The sequence below is a fragment of the Streptomyces sp. NPDC089919 genome, assembly GCF_040684615.1.
Classification (GTDB): Bacteria; Actinomycetota; Actinomycetes; order Streptomycetales; family Streptomycetaceae; genus Streptomyces.
Genome location: NZ_JBFBGK010000045.1, coordinates 41,793 through 60,303, shown reverse-complemented (window position 1 = coordinate 60,303; position 18,511 = coordinate 41,793). Strand labels below are relative to the sequence as shown.

16 protein-coding genes are annotated in these 18,511 nt (G+C 75.8%); 5 read left to right on the top strand and 11 right to left on the bottom strand.

Annotated elements, in window-relative coordinates; translation table 11 throughout:
• Positions 1–124 precede the first annotated feature (124 nt).
• The 3 genes from AB0O40_RS19525 to AB0O40_RS19515 form a co-directional block, all read right to left on the bottom strand.
• Complete coding sequence (locus tag AB0O40_RS19525) at positions 125–1,045, bottom strand: serine hydrolase (RefSeq protein WP_365042816.1); 921 nt, start codon at positions 1,043–1,045, stop codon at positions 125–127.
• A gap of 117 nt (positions 1,046–1,162) precedes the next feature.
• On the bottom strand, positions 1,163–1,759 hold the full coding sequence (locus AB0O40_RS19520; protein WP_365042813.1) for a hypothetical protein: 597 nt from the start codon (positions 1,757–1,759) through the stop codon (positions 1,163–1,165).
• 129 nt (positions 1,760–1,888) lie between these two features.
• Positions 1,889–2,143, bottom strand: coding sequence for a phosphopantetheine-binding protein (locus tag AB0O40_RS19515; RefSeq protein WP_365042810.1), 255 nt, complete (start codon positions 2,141–2,143; stop codon positions 1,889–1,891).
• A gap of 160 nt (positions 2,144–2,303) precedes the next feature.
• On the opposite strand from AB0O40_RS19515, the gene AB0O40_RS19510 reads away from it, so the two are divergent.
• Positions 2,304–3,095 carry a lysophospholipid acyltransferase family protein gene (locus AB0O40_RS19510; RefSeq protein ID WP_365042807.1) on the top strand — a complete coding sequence of 264 codons (792 nt, stop codon included), beginning with the start codon at positions 2,304–2,306 and terminating at the stop codon, positions 3,093–3,095.
• A gap of 13 nt (positions 3,096–3,108) precedes the next feature.
• Here the strand turns inward: AB0O40_RS19510 and AB0O40_RS19505 are convergent, their stop codons facing one another.
• From AB0O40_RS19505 to AB0O40_RS19490, 4 genes are all read right to left on the bottom strand, one after another.
• Positions 3,109–4,179, bottom strand: a complete 1,071-nt coding sequence (locus tag AB0O40_RS19505) for a beta-ketoacyl-ACP synthase 3 (protein WP_365042806.1) — start codon at positions 4,177–4,179, stop codon at positions 3,109–3,111.
• A gap of 5 nt (positions 4,180–4,184) precedes the next feature.
• The gene (locus AB0O40_RS19500) at positions 4,185–5,606 is read right to left on the bottom strand and encodes a hypothetical protein (protein ID WP_365042803.1); all 1,422 of its coding nucleotides are present in this window, start codon (positions 5,604–5,606) and stop codon (positions 4,185–4,187) included.
• Positions 5,607–5,626: 20 nt separating this feature from the next.
• Complete coding sequence (locus tag AB0O40_RS19495) at positions 5,627–6,937, bottom strand: hypothetical protein (protein WP_365042802.1); 1,311 nt, start codon at positions 6,935–6,937, stop codon at positions 5,627–5,629.
• 433 nt (positions 6,938–7,370) lie between these two features.
• Positions 7,371–8,072, bottom strand: a complete 702-nt coding sequence (locus tag AB0O40_RS19490) for an NAD(P)-binding domain-containing protein (RefSeq protein WP_365042800.1) — start codon at positions 8,070–8,072, stop codon at positions 7,371–7,373.
• A 420-nt stretch (positions 8,073–8,492) separates the two neighbouring features.
• On the opposite strand from AB0O40_RS19490, the gene AB0O40_RS19485 reads away from it, so the two are divergent.
• From AB0O40_RS19485 to AB0O40_RS19470, 4 genes are all read left to right on the top strand, one after another.
• Positions 8,493–9,245: a hypothetical protein gene (locus AB0O40_RS19485; protein ID WP_365042797.1), complete on the top strand. Its 753-nt coding sequence runs from the start codon at positions 8,493–8,495 to the stop codon at positions 9,243–9,245.
• Positions 9,246–9,317: 72 nt separating this feature from the next.
• Positions 9,318–10,508, top strand: coding sequence for an MFS transporter (locus AB0O40_RS19480; protein ID WP_365042794.1), 1,191 nt, complete (start codon positions 9,318–9,320; stop codon positions 10,506–10,508).
• Positions 10,509–10,616: 108 nt separating this feature from the next.
• Positions 10,617–11,834: a serine hydrolase domain-containing protein gene (locus AB0O40_RS19475; protein WP_365042791.1), complete on the top strand. Its 1,218-nt coding sequence runs from the start codon at positions 10,617–10,619 to the stop codon at positions 11,832–11,834.
• Between the two features lie 144 nt (positions 11,835–11,978).
• Positions 11,979–13,349, top strand: a complete 1,371-nt coding sequence (locus tag AB0O40_RS19470; RefSeq protein WP_365042788.1) for a radical SAM protein — start codon at positions 11,979–11,981, stop codon at positions 13,347–13,349.
• A gap of 17 nt (positions 13,350–13,366) precedes the next feature.
• On the opposite strand, the gene AB0O40_RS19465 is transcribed toward AB0O40_RS19470, so the two are convergent.
• From AB0O40_RS19465 to AB0O40_RS19450, 4 genes are all read right to left on the bottom strand, one after another.
• Complete coding sequence (locus tag AB0O40_RS19465) at positions 13,367–14,089, bottom strand: LmeA family phospholipid-binding protein (RefSeq protein ID WP_365042785.1); 723 nt, start codon at positions 14,087–14,089, stop codon at positions 13,367–13,369.
• Entirely contained in the window at positions 14,086–16,314 is a 2,229-nt protein-coding gene (locus AB0O40_RS19460) for an MMPL family transporter (protein WP_365042782.1), read from the bottom strand. Before AB0O40_RS19460 ends, AB0O40_RS19465 begins: the two co-directional genes overlap by 4 nt.
• A gap of 67 nt (positions 16,315–16,381) precedes the next feature.
• On the bottom strand, positions 16,382–17,770 hold the full coding sequence (locus AB0O40_RS19455) for a HAMP domain-containing sensor histidine kinase (RefSeq protein ID WP_365042779.1): 1,389 nt from the start codon (positions 17,768–17,770) through the stop codon (positions 16,382–16,384).
• Positions 17,767–18,453, bottom strand: a complete 687-nt coding sequence (locus tag AB0O40_RS19450; RefSeq protein ID WP_365042777.1) for a response regulator transcription factor — start codon at positions 18,451–18,453, stop codon at positions 17,767–17,769. The genes AB0O40_RS19455 and AB0O40_RS19450 overlap by 4 nt, the downstream gene beginning before the upstream one ends.
• Positions 18,454–18,511: the final 58 nt, after the last annotated feature.

Below are 18,511 nucleotides of genomic sequence, written 5' to 3'. Positions count from 1 at the left end.
CCTACCGCGGGGGCCCGGGGGGGCGCCCGCCCCGCCGGGGGGGCGCCCCCCCCCCCCCCCCCCCGGGGGGGCCCCCCCCCCCCGCGGGCCGTGCTGGTGGGGCGACCGGTGCGACCGGCGCGGCTCAGCGGGCCGGCACGTCCGGGATGGTCTCGGACGGGCGGGTGGTCGGGACGTAGCCCTGGCTCATGGCGGAGGCGGGGTTGAGGTCCTTGTGGATGGCGCGGGCCACCGCCTGGATGGTGGCGACGCCGTAGTCCATGGTGCTGTTGTCCTGCGACAGCACGGTCATGTAGTAGTCGTGGCCGCCGCCCTGGAAGGCGCCGATGCTGTGCACCCGCCAGCCGTGCGTGGCCCGCGGCAGCCAGCCGTTCTTGACGTACACCTTGACGGAGGACGGGGCGCCCGCCGGGGTGCCCCAGCGCTGCGAGGAGATCACGGAGTTCATCAGCTTCAGGGCGTAGGCCCGGGAGTTGTCGCTGAGGACCGTGTTCTTGCGGGTGAGCAGCGACAGGAGCTTCTGCTCGTCCTGGACGGTGATCCGGGTCAGGCCCCAGTAGCCGTCCGCGCCGGGCACCGTCTGCGTCATGCCGGCCGCGGCGAGGAAGCCCTTGACCTTGGTCACGCCGAGCTGGCGCCACAGCGCGGTGGTCGCGTCGTTGTCCGACCGCGTGATCATGGCCTTGGTGAGGTCGACCTCGCGCTGGGTGAGGTAGCGGTTGGTCTTCTTCGCGTCCCACAGGAGCGTCGAGAGCACCGTCGCCTTCACCACGCTCGCCGAGTCGTAGCCCGTGGTCGAGCGGAGCTTGCAGCTGGTCTTGGTGGTGCGGTCGTAGAGGCCGACCGAGACCGTGCCGGCCCGCGAGCGCAGGGCGGCGGTGATGTCCTTCTCGAGCTTGGCGGCCAGGCCGGCCTTGCCGGAGGTGCAGGAGACCTGCGCGGTGGCGGCCTCGGCGGGCGTGGCCATCGCGACCAGCGGCAGCAGCATGCCGGCGGCGATCCCGCCCGAGAGCATGCGGGCGCGGCGCGATATTCGGTGAGTCATGTGTGGTGTCCCCATCCCCTGAACGGCGAGCGAGGGCGCTGTGGCGCACTCGCCTTCATGACTCGTGCGGGCGGCCTCTTGGTTGTCGCCTGTAAGGAAATATTACCGACCTGAGATTTAGCGGGGCGTGAGGGGCCACTTCGCGACCCCCTCGCTCGTGCCCGGCGGAGCGAGCACCGCTTCCTTGGGCCGGACGCCGGCCGGTGCGACGAAGGATACGAACCCGCGGACGCAGTCCCCGGGCCCGGACAGCCGGGTCTCGACGGGGAACCGGGGTGTCGCCGCGATGCTGTGGTACTCGGGCTCGGCCCGGACCCCGTCAGGGAAGGCCAGCTGCCACCCCGCGCTGGTCGCGGACAGATGGCCGCTCAGGGTGCAGATCCGGATCTCCAGGGCGGCCCAGACGTCCCCCTTCTGCCCGGCCTCGGCTGCGAGGGGGGTCTGGGGGTCGGCCACCGGCTGCCGGTAGGAGAGCACCTGGGCGGTGACCTCCGCCGGCGGGCCGTAGCTGCTGTTCGTCGTCCACCGGTAGGTCCCGCCCGGCTTCAGCACCTGCCCGGGCCGGGCGGAGGGGCCGGTCACGGTCGCCGAGGGGCCCGCGGTCGGCGGCGGGGAGCCGCCGGGTTCGTCGTCGGAGGAGCAGGCCGTCAGCAGGCCGGCGATCAGGAGTGCGGCGGCCATCGGCCCGGCCGCAGGTCGGACGCGGCTGTACATGTGCGTACCCCCCCGTGGGTCACCGCTCGTCAGCGGGACCATCCTCACGACGGGCGCGGCGGCGGTCAACGGCGGCTTTCGGCCCGCGGCGCCGGCCGGTACCCGCCACCGCGGCCCGGTGCGGCGGGGTCAGGAGGCGGCGTGCCGCCGGTGCACGGCCGCGGCCAGGTCGGCGAGGGTGGCCTCGCGCAGCTCCTCCTCCTCGACCTTCACCCCCAGGGTCTCGTGTACGGCGATGGCCATCTCGACCACCATCAGCGAGTCGACGAGCAGATCGCGCATCGCCGCATCCGGCCGCGCGTCCGCGGCGGGGACGTCGAACTTGTCGACGAGCAGGTCGCGCAGTGCGGCGAAGACGGATTCCTGGGCGGAGACGGTGGTCACGGGTACCCCTCGGTCAAGCGGATGGACAGCTGAACTGAAAAGCGATTCCCGATACGGGATCTTCGTGCGCCCACATACGTACCATTGCCGGTACGTTTACTCAAAACCCTTCATTTGTAGGCCACTTCATGGCTATGGATATGCGGAGCGGGGACCATTCGTGTCTGATGCGAAGGCCGACCTGATCGAACTGCTCGGGGCCGCCGGCGAGGAACTGCGCCATGCGGGCAAGCTGTTGGGCGATGCCGGTGAGATCGCCTGGGACCGGTTACTGGACTGGTTCGTCGACGACTACTTCCGGGTCGACCTGCTGGGGCTGGAGAACGTCCCGGCCGCCGGACCGGCCGTGCTGGTCGCCAATCATTCCGGCGCCTACGGACTGGACGCCTTCGTCCTGCAGAAAGTACTGGGCCGGAGCCTGGGCCGGACCGTCCACTATCCCGCGGCGCCCTTCCTGTTCCGTTTCCCGGTATTGGGCTCGTACGCCCGGAAGAACGGCGCCTTCCCGATCAATCCGATGGTCGGAATGGAACACCTGGCCGGTGGTGAACTCGTCGGGGTGTTCCCCGAGGGCGTCTCCGGACTCGAGAAGCCGATGCGCGAGCGCTACCGGCTGCGGCCCTTCAGCCCCGGCTTCGCGGTCAGCGCCCTGCGGGCGGGGGCGCCGGTCCTGCCGGTGGCCCTGGTCGGCGCGGAGGAGTCGGTACCCCGCCTGGGGGAGGTGCCGGCCCTGGCCCGGCTGCTCGACCTGCCCTTCTTCCCGGTCACCCCGCCCTTCCCGCTGCCCGCCAAGTGGACCGTCACCATCGGCGAGCCGATCCCGGCACCCGCGCGGCCCGAGTCGTACGCCGCCCGGGCCGTCGCGGCCCGCGACTTCAGCGAGCGCGCCCAGGCCGCCGTCCAGGAGCTGCTGGACGGCGAACTGGCAGGCCGCGAGACGCCGTTCTGGTAGCCGGCGGACCGGGTCAGCCCTCGGTCACCGCCCGCACCGCGGGCCACACCAGGGTGGTCGACCCCCAGGCCAGACCGGCGCCGTAGGCCGTCAGTGCCACCCGCCGACCGGGCACCAGCGTCCCGGCGGCGGCCGCCTGGGCCAGCAGCACCGGCACCGAGGCCGCCGCCATGTTCCCGTACGAGCCGATGTGCGTGAGCACCCGCTCCGGGGCCAGGCCCAGTTCGGCCGCGAGGTCGTCGAGGATCCGCTGGTTGGCCTGGTGGGCGACGACCGCGTCCAGCTCTTCCGGCGCCCAGCCGGCCAGCTCCCGGGCCCGGGTCACCGACTCGCACATGCCCACCACCGCCTGCTTGCGCACCGCGGGCCCGTCCATCCGGAAGTACGGGGAGAACTGCGCCCCCGGATCGGCCAGTTGGGCCTTGCGCGCCCGGGCGCCGCCGCCCGGGACGGCCAGCAGGTCCGCCTGCGCCCCGTCGCTGCCCAGGTCGAACGGGCCCAGCGCGCCGGCCTCCGCCGCCGATCCGGCGCGCAGCAGCACCGCCCCCGCCCCGTCCCCGAAGATCGCCCGCATCAGCCAGTCCGCCGGGTCCATGAAGGCCGAGAACACGTCCGAGGCCACCAGCAGCACCCGGTCCGCGAGCCCGGCCGTCACCATCGAAGAGGCCACGCCCAGCCCGTACAGGAAGCCGCTGCAGCCGGCCGCCAGGTCGAAGGCCGGCACCTGGCCCAGGCCGAGCCGGGCGGCCACCTCCGGCGCTCCGGCCGGGCAGAGCCGGTCCGGCGAGAGGGTGGCCAGCACCACCGCGTCCGCCCGGTCCGCGCCGGCCGCCGTCAGGGCGTGCCGGCCGGCCCGCACCGCCAGGTCCACGGTGGCCTCGCCGTCCGCCACCCGCCGTTCGGCCGAACCGATCCGGGCCCGGATCCACTCGTCGCCCACCGGACGGTCCCCGCACAACTGCGCGTTGGTCAGCGCCCGCGGCGGTACGTAGGCCCCCAGACCGGCCAGCACCGCCGCCCGGCCGGGGGGAGCCGGCGGCCCCGCCGCACCCGCCCGGCCCCCGGCCGCCCGGTCCGTCACCACGTGCCTCACTCCGCCAGCCGCAGTGCGGAGCGGCGGACGGCGGCAGCCGCCTCGGCGCAGCGCTCCGCGTGGCCCAGGAGGTCCGTACGGAAGCGCTCGCCCGTCCCGTCCGCGTCCCAGCCCGGGTTCCCGGCGCAGACCGTCAGGCTCTCCGCGTGCCGCTCCAGCCGGTCCGCGCTGGCCCGGGCCAGCGCCCCGTAGGCGGCCGGGGAACAGCCGTACGCGGAGACCGGGACGGCCGGCTGCGGAGCGCGGGCCACCCGGCCGTCGCCCGCGCCGCCGGCCGGGTCGGCGACCGCCACCAGGAGCCGCCGCGGGTCCAGCGATTCCGGCAGCCTCCCCGGCCGCAGCTGCGGGGCGAGCAGCACCGGCGCGGAGACCGCGAAGACCGCCCGCACCACCGCCTCCGCCACCTGCACGGCGAAGGCGGCCGCCGCGCAGGGCCCCGGCGCCCCGCACAGCGGGATCCGCTCGGTCCGGCCGCCCGCCGCGGCCTCCGGCAGCCATCCCGGTGCGCACAGGATCTCGGTACCGGGCTCCAGGGCCGTGCCCCGCCAGACGAAGGCCGCCCGCACCGGGTGGAGCACCGCCGACACCGGGGGGTACCGGCGCAAGGACTCGGCCACCGCGTCCTCCGGTCCGCCCGCGCACCCTGCGGCCAGCAGGGCCACCGCCCGCAGCGCCGGCCCGGCCACCGCCTCGGACACCAGGGCCAGGGCGTGCGCCACCGCCGCCGGGTCCCCCGGCCGGGCGGCACCGTCCTTCCCGCCCGGCTCCGGGCCGGTCAGGTACGGCTCCAGCCGCCGGGACAGGGCCCGCCGCCGGGCCGCGTGCCCGCGGCCGCCGACGGCCGCCGCCTCGGCCGCGGACACCTCGCTGAGCAGGGTGTCCTCCGCCGCGGCCGCGCCCACGACCACCCGGCGGGCCAGTCGCAGCATCCCCTGCCGCCACCCCGCCCACTCGAGGGTGCCGTCGCCGCGCCGGGCGCCGAGCACCGCGGCCGCCTCCTCGGCCGCGAGCGCGTCCAACTGCGCCGCCGGCCGGGTCGGCTCCCCGGCCCACTCGGCGTGCGGGGAGAGCCCGCAGCGGTGCCCGCCCGGGCTCAGCCCCAGGGCCGGGTCCAGCACCCCGGCCGCGGCCGCCGCGGCCGGCAGCTCCTCGGCGTCGGCCGCGGTCAGCGGGACCAGGAACGTCCCGAACGGCGTGCCCACCCGCACCGGCGCGCCGGACCGGGTGCGCCGCAGGTGGTCGAGCAGGCTCCGGGTGACGCCCTCGCGGGTCAGCAGGTCCAGCCCCAGCGCCCGGGCCGGGGCGTCGAGCCAGGGCATCCGCTGCGCGACCATGGCGGCGCTGAGCACGGCGTTCTCCAGCGCCCAGGCGCCGGCCGGCCGGGCCGCGCCGGCGGCGGGGGATTCTGCGGTGGTCATCGGATCGGTCTCCCTTGCGGTCACTTGTCGCGCAGCATGTACGGCTGGTTGGCGACGAGTTCGCCGTCATAGGCCATGATCAGTTCGTTGACCCGGTCGCGGTGGTGCGCCACCTCGCCGCGCAGGCTGTCGGAGTAGGCCTGCGGGGCGTGCGAGAGCGGGTAGTCGTACGACTCGTCCAGCCAGGCCAGTTCGATCCAGTGGGCCGGGATGTCGTGGGGCGAGACCGGGCCGCGGCCGTCCAGCGCCGGGATGAGGTCGTGCTTGTTGACCAGGCTGACCACTTGCGTGGTGTGGTCGGCGGGCCGCTTGTTGTCGATCGGCGAGCCCACCGCGATCACGTGCGTGAAGCGGTAGGTGGCGGCCAGCTCGGCGTCCATCGCCAGGTTCATCGCGGTCATCCCGCCCAGGCTGTGCCCGATCACCATCAGCTCGGACCCCTCCGGCACCCCGGCCCGGCGCAGCAGCTTCTTCGCCGCGCGGGTGTACGTGGTGTCCGTGCGCAGCAGTCCGTCGAAGGCGCCGACCAGGTCCTGCGGGGTGCTGTTGCGCAGCAGGCCGAAGCTGGTGCCGGGCAGCAGCAGGACGTGCCGGACGGCCCCGTCGGTGCACTTGACGCGGCGCAGCAGCACCAGCCCGTGGTTGCCCAGCGCCCCGATGTCGTTGACGTAGCTGACGATGTCGTTGCGGGAGGTGGCCAGCACCTTCGCCAGGATCGGGTCCGGATCGGTGCGTTCGGCCCGGCCGGGCCCGGGGTTGAGGAAGGCGAGCACGGAGCTGGGCAGGCCCAGGACGGGGTCGCTGTCCGGCACGCCCCCGGCCAGGGTGACCCAGGAGAAGTCGTCGTTGACCGGGTTCTCGTCCAGCATCCCCAGCAGCGCCAAGAGTTCCATCAGCACCGGGGTGAGCGTGGTCAGAGCCCGGGTCACACCCATCCGCTCGACCAGCGCCGACAGCGCCCGCAGCGCCTCGGTCCGGTTCCCGGCCACCATCGCGTCGGTGAGCCGGCGGGCCCACGGGGAGGTGAGGTTGGGGTGGTCGGTCGCGGCCGCCTCGATGCGCAGGGCGAAGGAATCCACGGCCATGGCGGTCTTCGCCGGCCGACGGTACGTCAGATTGCCCGCCATCCGGGTCAGTTCGCCGATCACCCCGCCGTTGGCGCCGAACCCGAGCCCCTTGGGATCGGTCAGCGCCCGGACGCAGGACAGGGCGGTGCCCAGCGCCCAGCCGGGCCGGCGCAGCGCCTCCAGGCCGAACCGCCCGCTGCTCACCGCGGCGGTCAGCTCGGCCCCCGCCTGCCGGGCGGTGAGCGCCGCGTCCGCGAGCAACACGGATGCCGAGATGAGCAGTTCGGGATCGACGCGGGTCGGGCCCGGCGGGGGAGGGGGTGTGTCGTCGACGGGCGCCGGCCGCTGCTGTCCGGGGAGGCGCCGGGGTGCTGTGTCGACCGCCTGAGGGGTCACGTTCCAAACCTCTCGTCGCTGCGCGGCGGGTGGGCCGCCGCGCGGTGCCGTGTGCGCTCGCATGGTGGCACCGCGGACGATCACCGGAACCGGCCCGACGGCCGCGCGCGGCCCGCCGCGGGGCGGCCGGGCCCGTGCTGGCCCTGCGGGGGCGCACTCCGGAGCGCGCGCCGTCCGCAGGGTGAACGCGCCGCCGCCGGATTGACCGGGTCGCCCGTGCCGGGCAACGCCGCAGGACGGGGACGGCCCCGGCGGGTGCGGATGCGCGCCGGCCGGGGCCGTCGGGTGAGGCGGGCGGGGGTCAGCCGCCGGTCGGCCGGACCGCCTTGGCCAGGGCGGCGCGCAGGGTGTCCGCATCGGCCGGGCTGCCCGGGTCTTCCCAGTCGACCTCCGTCCCGAGGGGGCCCTTGAAGTACGGGAGGGCGTAGGCCGGGGCGTCGCGCTGGAAGCGCCAGCTGTCGGCGAGGGCGCCGGTGTCCACCGCGTCAAAGCCGAGCGCGTCGACCAGTTCGGCGGCTGAGGCCTTGGCCGCCGCGTCGTCGCCCGCGATCAGCAGGCCCGAGCGGTCGGCCGCGCCGGCCGGCCGGGCCAGGTCGAGGAGGTGCTTGAAGTAGATGTTGTTGAACACCTTGACGACCTGGGAGGCCGGCAGGTGCTCCTGGACCAGCTCGCTGGTGGTGGTCCGCTCCGCGTCCAGGGCGGGGAAGGCGCCGTCGCGGTCCGGGTAGTAGTTCATCGTGTCGAGCACGACCTTGCCCGCCAGCTCCGCCGCCGGCAGGTCGCGGTAGTTGACCAGCGGGATGGTCGCCACCACCCAGTCGCCGGCCGCCGCCGCCTCGGCGGGGGTGGCCGCCCGGGCCCGCGGCCCGAGCTCGGCGACCAGGTCGCCCAGGGTTTCGGGGCCGCGGGAGTTGCTGAGCACCACGTCGATCCCGGCGGCCACCGCCAGCCGGGCCAGGGTGCTGCCGATGTTGCCGCTTCCGATCAGTCCAAGAGTTGCCATGCCGGTGCCAAGCCGCGCCGGCCGTCCGACTATTCCGGGCGGCGGGGGACGGGCGGCGGTTTTCGGCCGCCGGGCCGCCGGCCGGGGCGGGGCCGGCGGGCCGGGCCGGGGCCGGTGGCTCCGGCCGCCCGGTGGGGTGCGCGCCGGGGATGCGGTGGGGTCGGGGTTGACCGGAACGGGCTGCCGGCGGCGGGCCCCGCCGGAATTGCCGGGCGCCCGGGCGGGACCCCCCTCTACGATCGACGGCCTGTCATGGGCACGTACGCGAGGGGGCCTGCCGCTGTGGAGTGGCCGTGGAGCAGGAGGAGCCGGCGGGGGCGTGCGCGGCCGGCGCCGGAGCCGGCGTCGGAGGGCGGGCCGGCGCCCGGGGCCCCGGGGGAGCCGGACCTGGAACGTGAACGCGAACGGGCGCGGGAGCGGGTGCGCGAGGCCTGGGGCGACCGGCTGGTGCCGTGGCAGGAGTGGCTGGCCGGCTCGCGCACCGGAGCGCCGCTGTTGCTCTGGTGGTCCCGGGCCGATGACCTGACCGCCCTGATCGGCGCGGAGCGCTACGAGGAGCGGCTGGTCGAACTGCTCGGTGCGGCCGCCCCGCGGGACCTCGCGGCCCTGGGGCTGGGCTGCAACCGGCGCAGCGACCGGTCCTGCCGGGAGCCGGGCGTGTGCGGCCTGGACCCCGTCCCGGCCGCGGACGGGGGCCGGCCCGCGGTACGGTCCGGCCCGGTCGCCGGGGCGTGCAGCGGCTTCACCGACCTGTGGACCCCCTTCCGGATCCGGGTGGAGTTCACCGCCGACGACCGGCGCAGCGCCGTGCTGCTCGCCCGCGACAGCGCGGCCGAGGCCCGGCTGTGGGTGGACGGGGTCCCGGTGGCGCACGGCGAGTGGCTGGACGACTTCGGGTACTGGCAGGAGGACCGCTACTTCGTCATCGACGTGGCCGGGCCGCCGGACCACCCGAAGCAGGGCCACACCGGCATGCCGGGTCGCCTGGAGGACATCGTCTCGGTCCTGGTGCACGACGCCGAGCGCGGCGCCACCCACCTCCTGGCCCCGGAGCCGCACCAGACGTGGGAGTGCCCGGTGGTGCGCGTGACGGGGGGACAGGCGCGGGTGTACGCGGACCTGGCGGCGTACGAGGCGGGGCGGGTGGACCGGGTGGTGGGCGTCGGGGGGTGAGGGGCGAGGAGCGAGGGGTGTACAAGGGCCGCCGCCGCGCGGGTGGGGGCTGGTGGGGATACCGTCGGCGGCATGGAGGGTGATCACCACCGGTGGCGCCGGTGCCTGCTCGGTGGCGCGGTGTTCGCCGTGTGCATGGCCGGGACCACGCTGCCGACCCCGCTGTACGGCCTCTACCAGGACAAGTTCGGCTTCTCCGAGCTGATCGTGACGGTGGTGTTCGCCACCTACGCCGTCGGGGTGATCGGGGTGCTGCTGCTGGCCGGCAACGCCTCCGACGCCGTCGGGCGGCGGCCGGTGCTGTACGCGGGACTGGCCTGCGCGGCGGTCAGCGCCGGGTGCTTCCTCGCGGCCACGAACGTCGGCTGGCTGTACGCGGGGCGGCTGTTGTCGGGGCTGGCGGCCGGGCTCTTCACCGGCGCGGCCACCGCGTACGTGATCGAACTGGCCCCCGCGGGCGGGGTCTCGCGGGCCACCTTCGTGGCCACCGCCGCCAACATGGGCGGGCTGGGCTGCGGGCCGGTGATCTCCGGGGTGCTGGCGCAGTACGCACCGCGGCCGCTCTACCTGCCGTTCGCGGTCCACCTGGTGCTGGTGGCGGCCTCCGCCCTGGTGCTGCTGCGGCTGCCCGAGACGGTGCGCGAGCGCCGGGCGCTGCGCACCGTACGGCCCGAGCGGCCCGGGCTGCCGCCGCAGGTGCGGTCGGTGTTCGTGCCCGCCGCCGTGGCGTCCTTCGCGGGCTTCGCCCTGCTGGGTGTGTTCACCTCGGTCAGTCCCGCCCTGCTCGCGCACTCCCTGGACGTGCGCAACCACGCCGTCTCCGGGCTGGTGGTGGCGCTGGTCTTCTTCGCCTCGACGGTCGGGCAGCTGGCGGCCGGGCGGGCCGGGCCGGGGCGCTCGCTGCCCTGGGGCTGCGCCGGGCTGCTGACCGGGCTGGCGCTGCTCGCCGGGGCGCTCCGCTTCGACCTGCTGGTGCTGGTGGTGCTGAGCGCCCTGGTCGGCGGGGCCGGGCAGGGGCTGGCCTTCCGCGGCTCGCTGGCCGCGGTGGCCGCGGCCGCGCCGCCGGAGCGGCGGGGCGCGGTGATCTCCACGCTGTTCGTGGCGGCGTACGGGGGCATCTCGGTGCCGGTGATCGGGGTCGGGCTGCTGGTGGGCCCGATGGGGCTGGAGGGGGCCGGGCTGGTCTTCACCGGCTGTATGGCCGCCCTGGTGGTCGCCGCGGCCGGTTACCTGCTGCGGCATCCCGTCCCGGCCGGCGGGTAGGGACGGCGCGGCGGGGCTCCGCGCGACGCAAGCGGCGGTCATCCGGACGGGGGGCCGCCCGGAGTGTTGGCCCGCGGGGCCCCTCGGGGGTCGGCCCATAGTGCCTGCATGACTCGCACCCGGACCGCGCTGCTGTGCGCCGCCGCCCTGATCGCCGCAACCCTCCAGATCACCCCGGCGGCCACCGCCGCCGGGCCGCCGCCGAAGGGTCACGGAGCCGACTGCGTGGCGAGCCCGGAGCCGGGCCGGGGCGCGGCCCGGGACGTGCTCGCGGTGGCCCGTCGGGCCCAGGCCGAGCTGGGGCTCAAGTCGGTGCTGCTGCGGGTGGAGCGGGGCGGCCACGAGGTCGTCACCGGCGCCCTCGGCGAGTCGATGACGGGGGTGCCCGCCACCGCCGACATGCACTTCCGGTCCGGCTCGGTCGGCATCGTCTACATGGCCACCACGCTGCTCCAGCTGGTCGACGAGGGCAAGGTGGACCTCGACGACCCGATCGCGCGCTGGCTGCCGGAGGTCCCGCACGCCGACGAGATCACCCTGCGGATGCTGGGCAGCAGCACCTCCGGCTTCCACGACTACGTGACCGACCCGGCCTTCCTGGCGGCCCTGCCCAAGGACCCCTTCAAGCACTGGACCCCCGCGGAGCTGGCCGCGTACCCGTACTCCCACCCGCTCTGGTACGAGCCGGGCACCAACTGGAGCTACTCCCACCTGAACTTCCTGCTGCTGGGCCAGGCCCTGGAGAAGATCACCGGGACCCGGCTGGACCGGCTGCTCCAGCGGCGGGTGATGGGCCCGCTGGAGCTGCGCGACACCCGCAACAGCTTCACGCCCGAGATCCAGCAGCCGGTGCTGCACGCCTTCAGCAGCGACCGGGGCTTCTACGAGGAGACCACCTTCTGGAACCCGTCCTGGACCACCGCCCCGGGTGCGGTCCTGACCTCCCACATCTGCGACCTGGCCCGCTCGGCCCGCGCCATCGGCACCGGTGAGCTGCTGTCCGAGCGGGCCTTCCGGGAGCAGCTGGACCCCGGCACCGTCGGCCTGGGGCACCCGACGGCCGTCTGCCCCGAGACGGTCTGCCTGCCGCAGACCGAGGCGAAGCACTTCGGCTTCGGGGTGATCGTGGTCAACGGCTGGATCTTCTCCAACCCGTCCTTCAGCGGGTACGCCGCCATCCAGGCCTACCTGCCGGAAAAGGGGCTGTCCATCGCGGTCTCCACCACGAAGGACCCGGACGCGGCGGACGGGAACACGGCCCAGGAGATCGCCCGCCGGATCGCCGCCCGGCTGGCCCCGGGGCAGCCGCTGGACGACCTCGCCTGAGGCCACCCGCCACCCGGAACTGAACGCGTTCAAGGGCGGATGCTACCGTCAGGACGATCGTAGGGGGACCCGGCCGCCGCACTCCGGCCGGCCGGGCCCGCCGACGGCACCCGAGTCAGCCCACGCGACGTTCAAGGAGTCCGGATGAAGCAGCACGAGGCGAGCGCCGGCCGTACCGCGCTGGTCGAGGGCCTCATGGAGCGGTTCCCGCACGTGCCGCGGGAGGCCGTCATCAAGGAGGACCTGCTGCGCGGCGGCATGGCCTTCGACGAGTCCGCCCTCAGCGGCACCGCCGACGGGGGCTCCGGCGACGTGAAGCCCAAGTCCTACTTCATCTTCTCCTTCGACCACCGCACCCTGCCCGAGCTCGGCGCCGCCGCGCTCAACCGGCCGCCGGAGGAGATCGTCCTCACCGGCGGCCCGTACGACCTGCGCCGCACGGTCGTCTCCGTCCGGGTCAACCCCGACTCCCCGTACGTCGTGCGCGGCGGCGAGGACGGCACCCTGGGCCTCTACCTCGACGGGGCGCGGATCGCGGACGTCGGCCTGCCGCCGATGCCGGAGTACTACCGGCACAAGCTCTCCAACGGCAAGTCGGTGATGGAGGTCGCGCCGACCATCCAGTGGGGCTACCTGATCTACCTGACGGTCTTCCGGGTGTGCCAGTACTTCGGCGCCAAGGAGGAGTGCCAGTTCTGCGACATCAACCACAACTGGCGCCAGCACAAGGCGGCCGGCCGCCCCTACACCGGCGTCAAGCCGGTCGAGGAGGTGCTGGAGGCGCTGGAGATCATCGACAGGTACGACACCGCCGGCACCTCCCGGGCCTACACCCTCACCGGCGGCTCCATCACCTCGCACGTCGGCGGGCTCGACGAGGCCGACTTCTACGGGCAGTACGCCCAGGCCATCGAGGAGCGCTTCCCCGGCCGCTGGACCGGCAAGGTCGTCGCCCAGGCGCTGCCCCGGGACGCCGTGCAGCGCTTCCACGACCACGGCATCCGCATCTACCACCCCAACTTCGAGGTGTGGGACCGCCGGCTGTTCCAGCTGCACTGCCCCGGCAAGGAGCGCTACGTCGGCCGGGACGAGTGGCACCGCCGCATCCTGGACTCCGCCGAGATCTTCGGCCCGCGCCAGGTGATCCCGAACTTCGTGGCCGGCATCGAGATGGCCGAGCCCTTCGGCTTCACCAAGGTCGACGAGGCGATCGCCTCCACCACCGAGGGCCTGCGCTACTTCATGTCGCACGGGGTCGTGCCGCGCTTCACCACCTGGTGCCCGGAGCCCACCACCCCGCTGGGCAAGGCCAACCCGCTGGGCGCGCCGCTGGAGTACCACATCCGGCTGCTGGAGGCCTACCGCGGCACCCTCGAGGAGTTCGGGCTGAGCTCCCCGCCCGGCTACGGACCGGCCGGCCCCGGCCGGGCGGTGTTCTCCGTCAGCTCCTTCATGGACAGCCTCGAAGGGCTCGAGTCGCCCGACGCGGACGTCCCGGGCACGCCGGCCGGCTGACGGAGCGGCCCCCGCGCTCAGCGGGGGCCGGCCAGCGGGCCGGGGCCGCCGCTCAGGGCGACGTGCACGCCGTCGGCGGCCACCCGCACCGACGAGGCCCGGAGCCCCAGCGGGTAGTCCCGGGCCGCCGGTCCCGGCCCGGCGGCCGCGCCGTCCAGGCCGAACCGGCCGGGGTCCGGCACCTCCCGGCCGAAGACGGTCAGCCCGGCCACCGTGAGCCCGACCCGGCCGTCCGCGAGCACCGGCCGCAGCGTCAGCCGCCCCGCGCCGCCCGGGCCGACCGCGGCGACCAGCGTGCCGCGCTCCGGGTCCGCGGTCACCTCGCCCACCGACAGGGCCGGTGCCCGGGCGCGGAGGGCCGCGGCCACCGATTCCGGCGGGGCGGTCACCTCCGCCCGGCTGCCGCCCACGGTGGGGTGCCCGCCCAGCCGTACGTCGTCCAGCCGGGCCCGTACGCTCACCCCGGGCAGCGGCCCCAGCCGGGCGTCCCCGCTGCTGACGTCCAGGCGGCCGATGCGCCCCCGCGCCAGGTCCCACAGGGCCCACCCGCCGGAGGTGGCGACCGACAGGTCCGGCCCGAGGGCGGGGGCGGCCCCGGCTATCCGGTCCCGGAGCACGCCCCGGGCCGCCAACTCGGCCGCCCCGGCTCCCAGTCCGGCCAGCGCGACCACCACCGCCGTCACCACGGCGAGGACCTTCCGGCGTCCGCGCCACCGGCCCCGTACCGGCCGCCGGCTCATCGCCGTCCTCCCTGCAGCGGCGCGGCGGCGGCCGGCGCCGGGTCCGGCGGGCCCGGGGGACCCTCCGGGTCGAGGTGCGGCAGCAGCCGGTCCAGCCAGCCCGGCAGCCACCAGTTGGCCTTCCCCAGCAGGTACATGGAGGCCGGCACCAGGAACAGCCGCACCACGGTCGCGTCCAGGACGACGCTCACCCCGAGCCCCAGGGCCAGCATCTTCACCGCCACGTTCGACGACAGCAGGAAGGCCAGGAAGACGCTGGTCATGATCAGCGCCGCGCAGGTGATCACCCGGGCGGTGGCGGCCAGCCCGGCCGCCACGGCCCGGTGGTTGTCCCCCAGTTCCAGCCAGCCCTCCCGGATCCGGGACAGCAGGAAGACCTCGTAGTCCATGGACAGTCCGAAGACGATCGCGAACATCATCATCGGCACGTAGGACTCGACCGGTACCGGACCGGCCACCCCGAACAGCGAACCGCCCCAGCCCCATTGGAAGACCGCGACCACCACCCCGTACGCCGCCGCGATCGAACACAGGTTGAGCAGCGCGGCCTTGAGCGCCACCAGCGGGCTGCGGAAGACCGCGAGCAGCAGCAGGAAGGCGGCGGTCACCACCACCGCGATGATCAGCGGCAGCGCGTCCCCGAGGGTGTCGGTGAAGGTCCGGGCGGTGGCCGTGGGTCCGGTGACGTACCCGGTGGCGCCGGTGCCGGCCAGCGCCCGGGGCACCGTCTCGTCCTGGAGGGTGTGGACCAGCTCGCCGGTGGCCCGCTCCTGTGGACCGCCGACCGGGGTGACAGTGGTGATCAGCAGCACCCCGTCGGGGCTGGCGGCCGGGGCGGAGACGGCCGCCACCCCGGGTACGGCGGCCAGCTCCCGCCGCAGCGAGTCGCCGAGCCGGCGGCCCAGCGCCGGGTCCGCGATCTGCGCGCTGTCCAGCTGGGTCACCACGGTGAGCGGGCCGTTGGCGCCGGCCCCGAACCCCTCGGTGACCAGGTCGTACGCCCGGCGGTCGGTCCGGCCGGCGGGCTGGGCGCCCGCGTCGACGTGGCCCAGTCGCAGGGCCGTCGCCGGCAGCGCGAGGGTGCCGAGCAGCAGCAGGCCGGCGATCAGGAACAGCCAGGGCCGCCGGCCGACCCGGGCCGCCCACCGGTGCCACACGTCGGCCTCGCCGGCCGGCTCGGCCACCGGGGTGCGCACGTGCAGCCGGTCGATCCGCCGCCCGAGCAGCCCCAGCAGCGCCGGGGTCAGGGTCACCGAGGCGGCGGCCGCCACCAGCACGCTGACCCCGGCCGCGGTGCCCAGGCTCCCGATCAGCCCGATGCCGCTGACGTACAGCCCGGCCAGCGCCATCGCGACGGTGGCGCCGGCCACCAGCACCGCCCGCCCGCTGGTGGCGACGGTCCGCCCCACCGCCCCGACCGGGTCCGCCCCGGCGTGCAGCAGCGCCCGGTAGCGGGTGGCCAGGAAGAGCGCGTAGTCCACGCCCACGCCCAGCCCCATCATCGCCGCCAGGGTCGGCGCGGCCTGGCCGAAGTCGAGGCGGGCGGCGAGCAGTCCGAGCCCGCCCAGGGCCACCGCCAGCCCCAGCACGGCCGTCAGCAGCGGCAGCCCCGCGGCGGCCACGCTGCCGAAGCCGGCCAGCAGCACCAGCACCGCGACCGCCAGACCGATGGCCTCCGAGACCCGGTCCGCGGACTTCGGGGTGGCCAACTGCCCCAGCGGCTCCCCGTACTCGACGCGCACCCCGTCGGCGCGCAGCGGTGCGACGGCGGCGTCCACCCCGTCGAGGTACGACCTCTCGAAGGCGGCCGGGTTGCCGTCGAAGCGGACGGTGATCCGGGCGGTGCGGCCGTCCGCGGAGACGGCGCCCGCGGTGCCGAGCGGATCGGCCACCGACAGGACCCGGGGCAGGTCGTCGAGCGCCCCGACGGCCTCCTCGACCGCGGCCCGGTGGTCGGCGATCCGGCCCCGCTCGGCCCGGAGCACGACCGGGGCGGGCGTGCCCGCCGAGCCGGGGGCGTGCGCGGTCAGCAGGTCGGCACCGGTCTGGGTGCGGGTACCGGGCAGCGCGAAGGTGTCCGCGTACGTGCCGCCCCAGGCGCGGTTCGCCAGCCCCAGCCCCACCAGCAGGAGCAGCCAGCCGGCCACCACCCGCCAGGCGTGCCGGGCGCACCAGGCCCCGCTCCGGTACAGCAGTCCGGGCCGTACGGCCGGTTCAGTCGTCATGGGCCCCACTGTGTACGGCGCGGGTAAGGGGAACGTGGGCCGATTATGGGCGGAAGGTAAGGGCGGGTCAGGCGGCCGGAGCCGGCGGCAGCACCAGGGTGAAGCGGGCGCCGCCTTCCGGGCCGTGGCCCTCGACGGCGAGGCCGCCGCCGAGCCGGCCGGCCAGCCGGTGCGCGATGGCCAGCCCGAGTCCGCTGCCGGCCGGCCGGGTGCCGCGGTACCGCTCGTACAGCGCCCCGCTGTCGAAGGCCACCCGGACGTCGTCCTCGGTGAGGCCGGGACCCCCGTCGCGCACCTCCAGCACCGCGCCGCCGTCCGGTGCGGCCCGGACCGCGAGCACCACCGGCGCGCCGCCGGGGGTGACCCGCAGGGCGTTCTGGAGCAGGCCGTCGGCGAGCTGCCGGACCCGGAAGGCGTCCGTGACCACCGGCACCGGCCCGTCCGGCCGCTCCAGCCGCAGCTGGACGCCCTGCCGGTCCGCCGGCCCCGACCAGGCGGCGTACGCCTCGGCGGCGAGGGCGCCGAGGTCCACCGGCGCGGCGGCGAGCCGGAAGTCCTCCGCCTCCAGCCGAGCCAGGTCCAGCAGGTCCCCCAGGAAGCGGTCCAGCCGCCGGGTCTCGTCGGTCAGGACGCCCCCGACCTCGGCCAGCCGCTCCGGCCCGATCAGCCCGTCGGCCAGGGCCTCCGCGTACCCGCGCACGGCGGTCAGCGGGGTGCGCAGCTCGTGGGAGACGGACTGCAGGAACTCCCGCTGCCGCTCCTCGCTGCGCGCCAGCGCCCCGTCGAGGTGGTTCAGGGCCCGGCCGATCTCGGCGGTCTCGCGGGGCCCGCCGACCGGGGCCGGCACCCCCCGCTCGCCGTCGGCCAGCCGGTGCGCCACCCCGGCGGCCGTCACCAGCGGCCGGGCGATCCGGCGGGCCAGCAGGGCGCCGGCCAGGGCCGCCCCCAAGGTCCCGGCCACCAGCGGCAGCAGCACGTCGCGGCGGACCCGGTCGGTGTCGCGGGCGACCACGGCGACGGGCTCGGTCAGCACCACCGCACCCCCGCGCACCCCCGGCCGGCCCACCAGCAGGACCTCCTCGCCGGCCAGGATCCCGACGGTGGAGACCGGCCGGCCGGCCAGCAGTTGCGCCGTGACGGCCGGGTCCACGGCGGGGGTGGCGGTGCCCGCGACGGTCCCGTCGGGGGCGATCACCGCCAGCTGCACCTCGTTCGGACCGGCCAGCGCCTGGGCGCCGTTGAAGAGGGCCGAGGACAGCGCCGGCAGCCGGCCGAGCACCGTGGCCTGCCGCGCCAGCTGCTCGCGCTCGCGCCGCTCCGCGCCCTGCGCGGCGGTGTGCCAGGCGATCAGCCCGGTGAGCGCGGTGGCCAGCGCGGCCACCAGCGTGGTCAGCAGCACGATGGCGCGCACCAGCGAACCCCGCCGTGCGCCGCCCGCGGCGGAAGACCCGGTCACGGAGTCGCGGTCGTCGCGCCGTAGCCCACGCCCCGGACCGTACGGATCGGGCTCGCGTCGCCCAGCTTGGCGCGCAGCTGGGAGACGAACACGTCGACCATGCGGGTGTCCCGGTAGCCCGGGTAGCCCCAGACCTGGGCGAGCAGCTGCTCGCGGGTGAAAACCTGGCCCGGGTGGCGCAGCAGCTGGAAGAGGAGGTTGAACTCGGTCGCGGTGAGCTCCACCGGCTCCCCGTCGCGGCGCACCGTCCGGCTGACCGGGTCCACGCTCAGCCGGCCGTGCTCGGCGGCCGGCCGGACCGGCGGGCCCGCGGCCCGCCGCAGCACCGTCTTGACCCGGGCCACCAGCTCCCTCGGGGAGAACGGCTTGGTGAGGTAGTCGTCGGCGCCCAGCTCGAGCCCCAGGATCCGGTCCGCCTCGGCCCCGCGCGCCGTGACCAGCAGGACCGGGGTCCAGTCCCCGGCGTCCCGCAGCGCCCGGCAGAAGGCCATGCCGTCCAGTCCGGGCAGCCCGATGTCCAGCACCACCGCCACCGGCCGCATCCGCCGGACGGCGGCCAGCCCGGCGGCGCCGTCGGCCTCGACGTGGACGCCGAAGCCCTCCGCGGCCAGGTAGAGCCGCTGGACGTCGGCGATCGGGCGCTCGTCCTCGACGATCAGCACCAGACCCCTGGACTCCGTCATCACTGCCCCTCACGTGCGGGAATGCCCGATGCTAACCGCCCCGGGCGGCCCGCCCGCC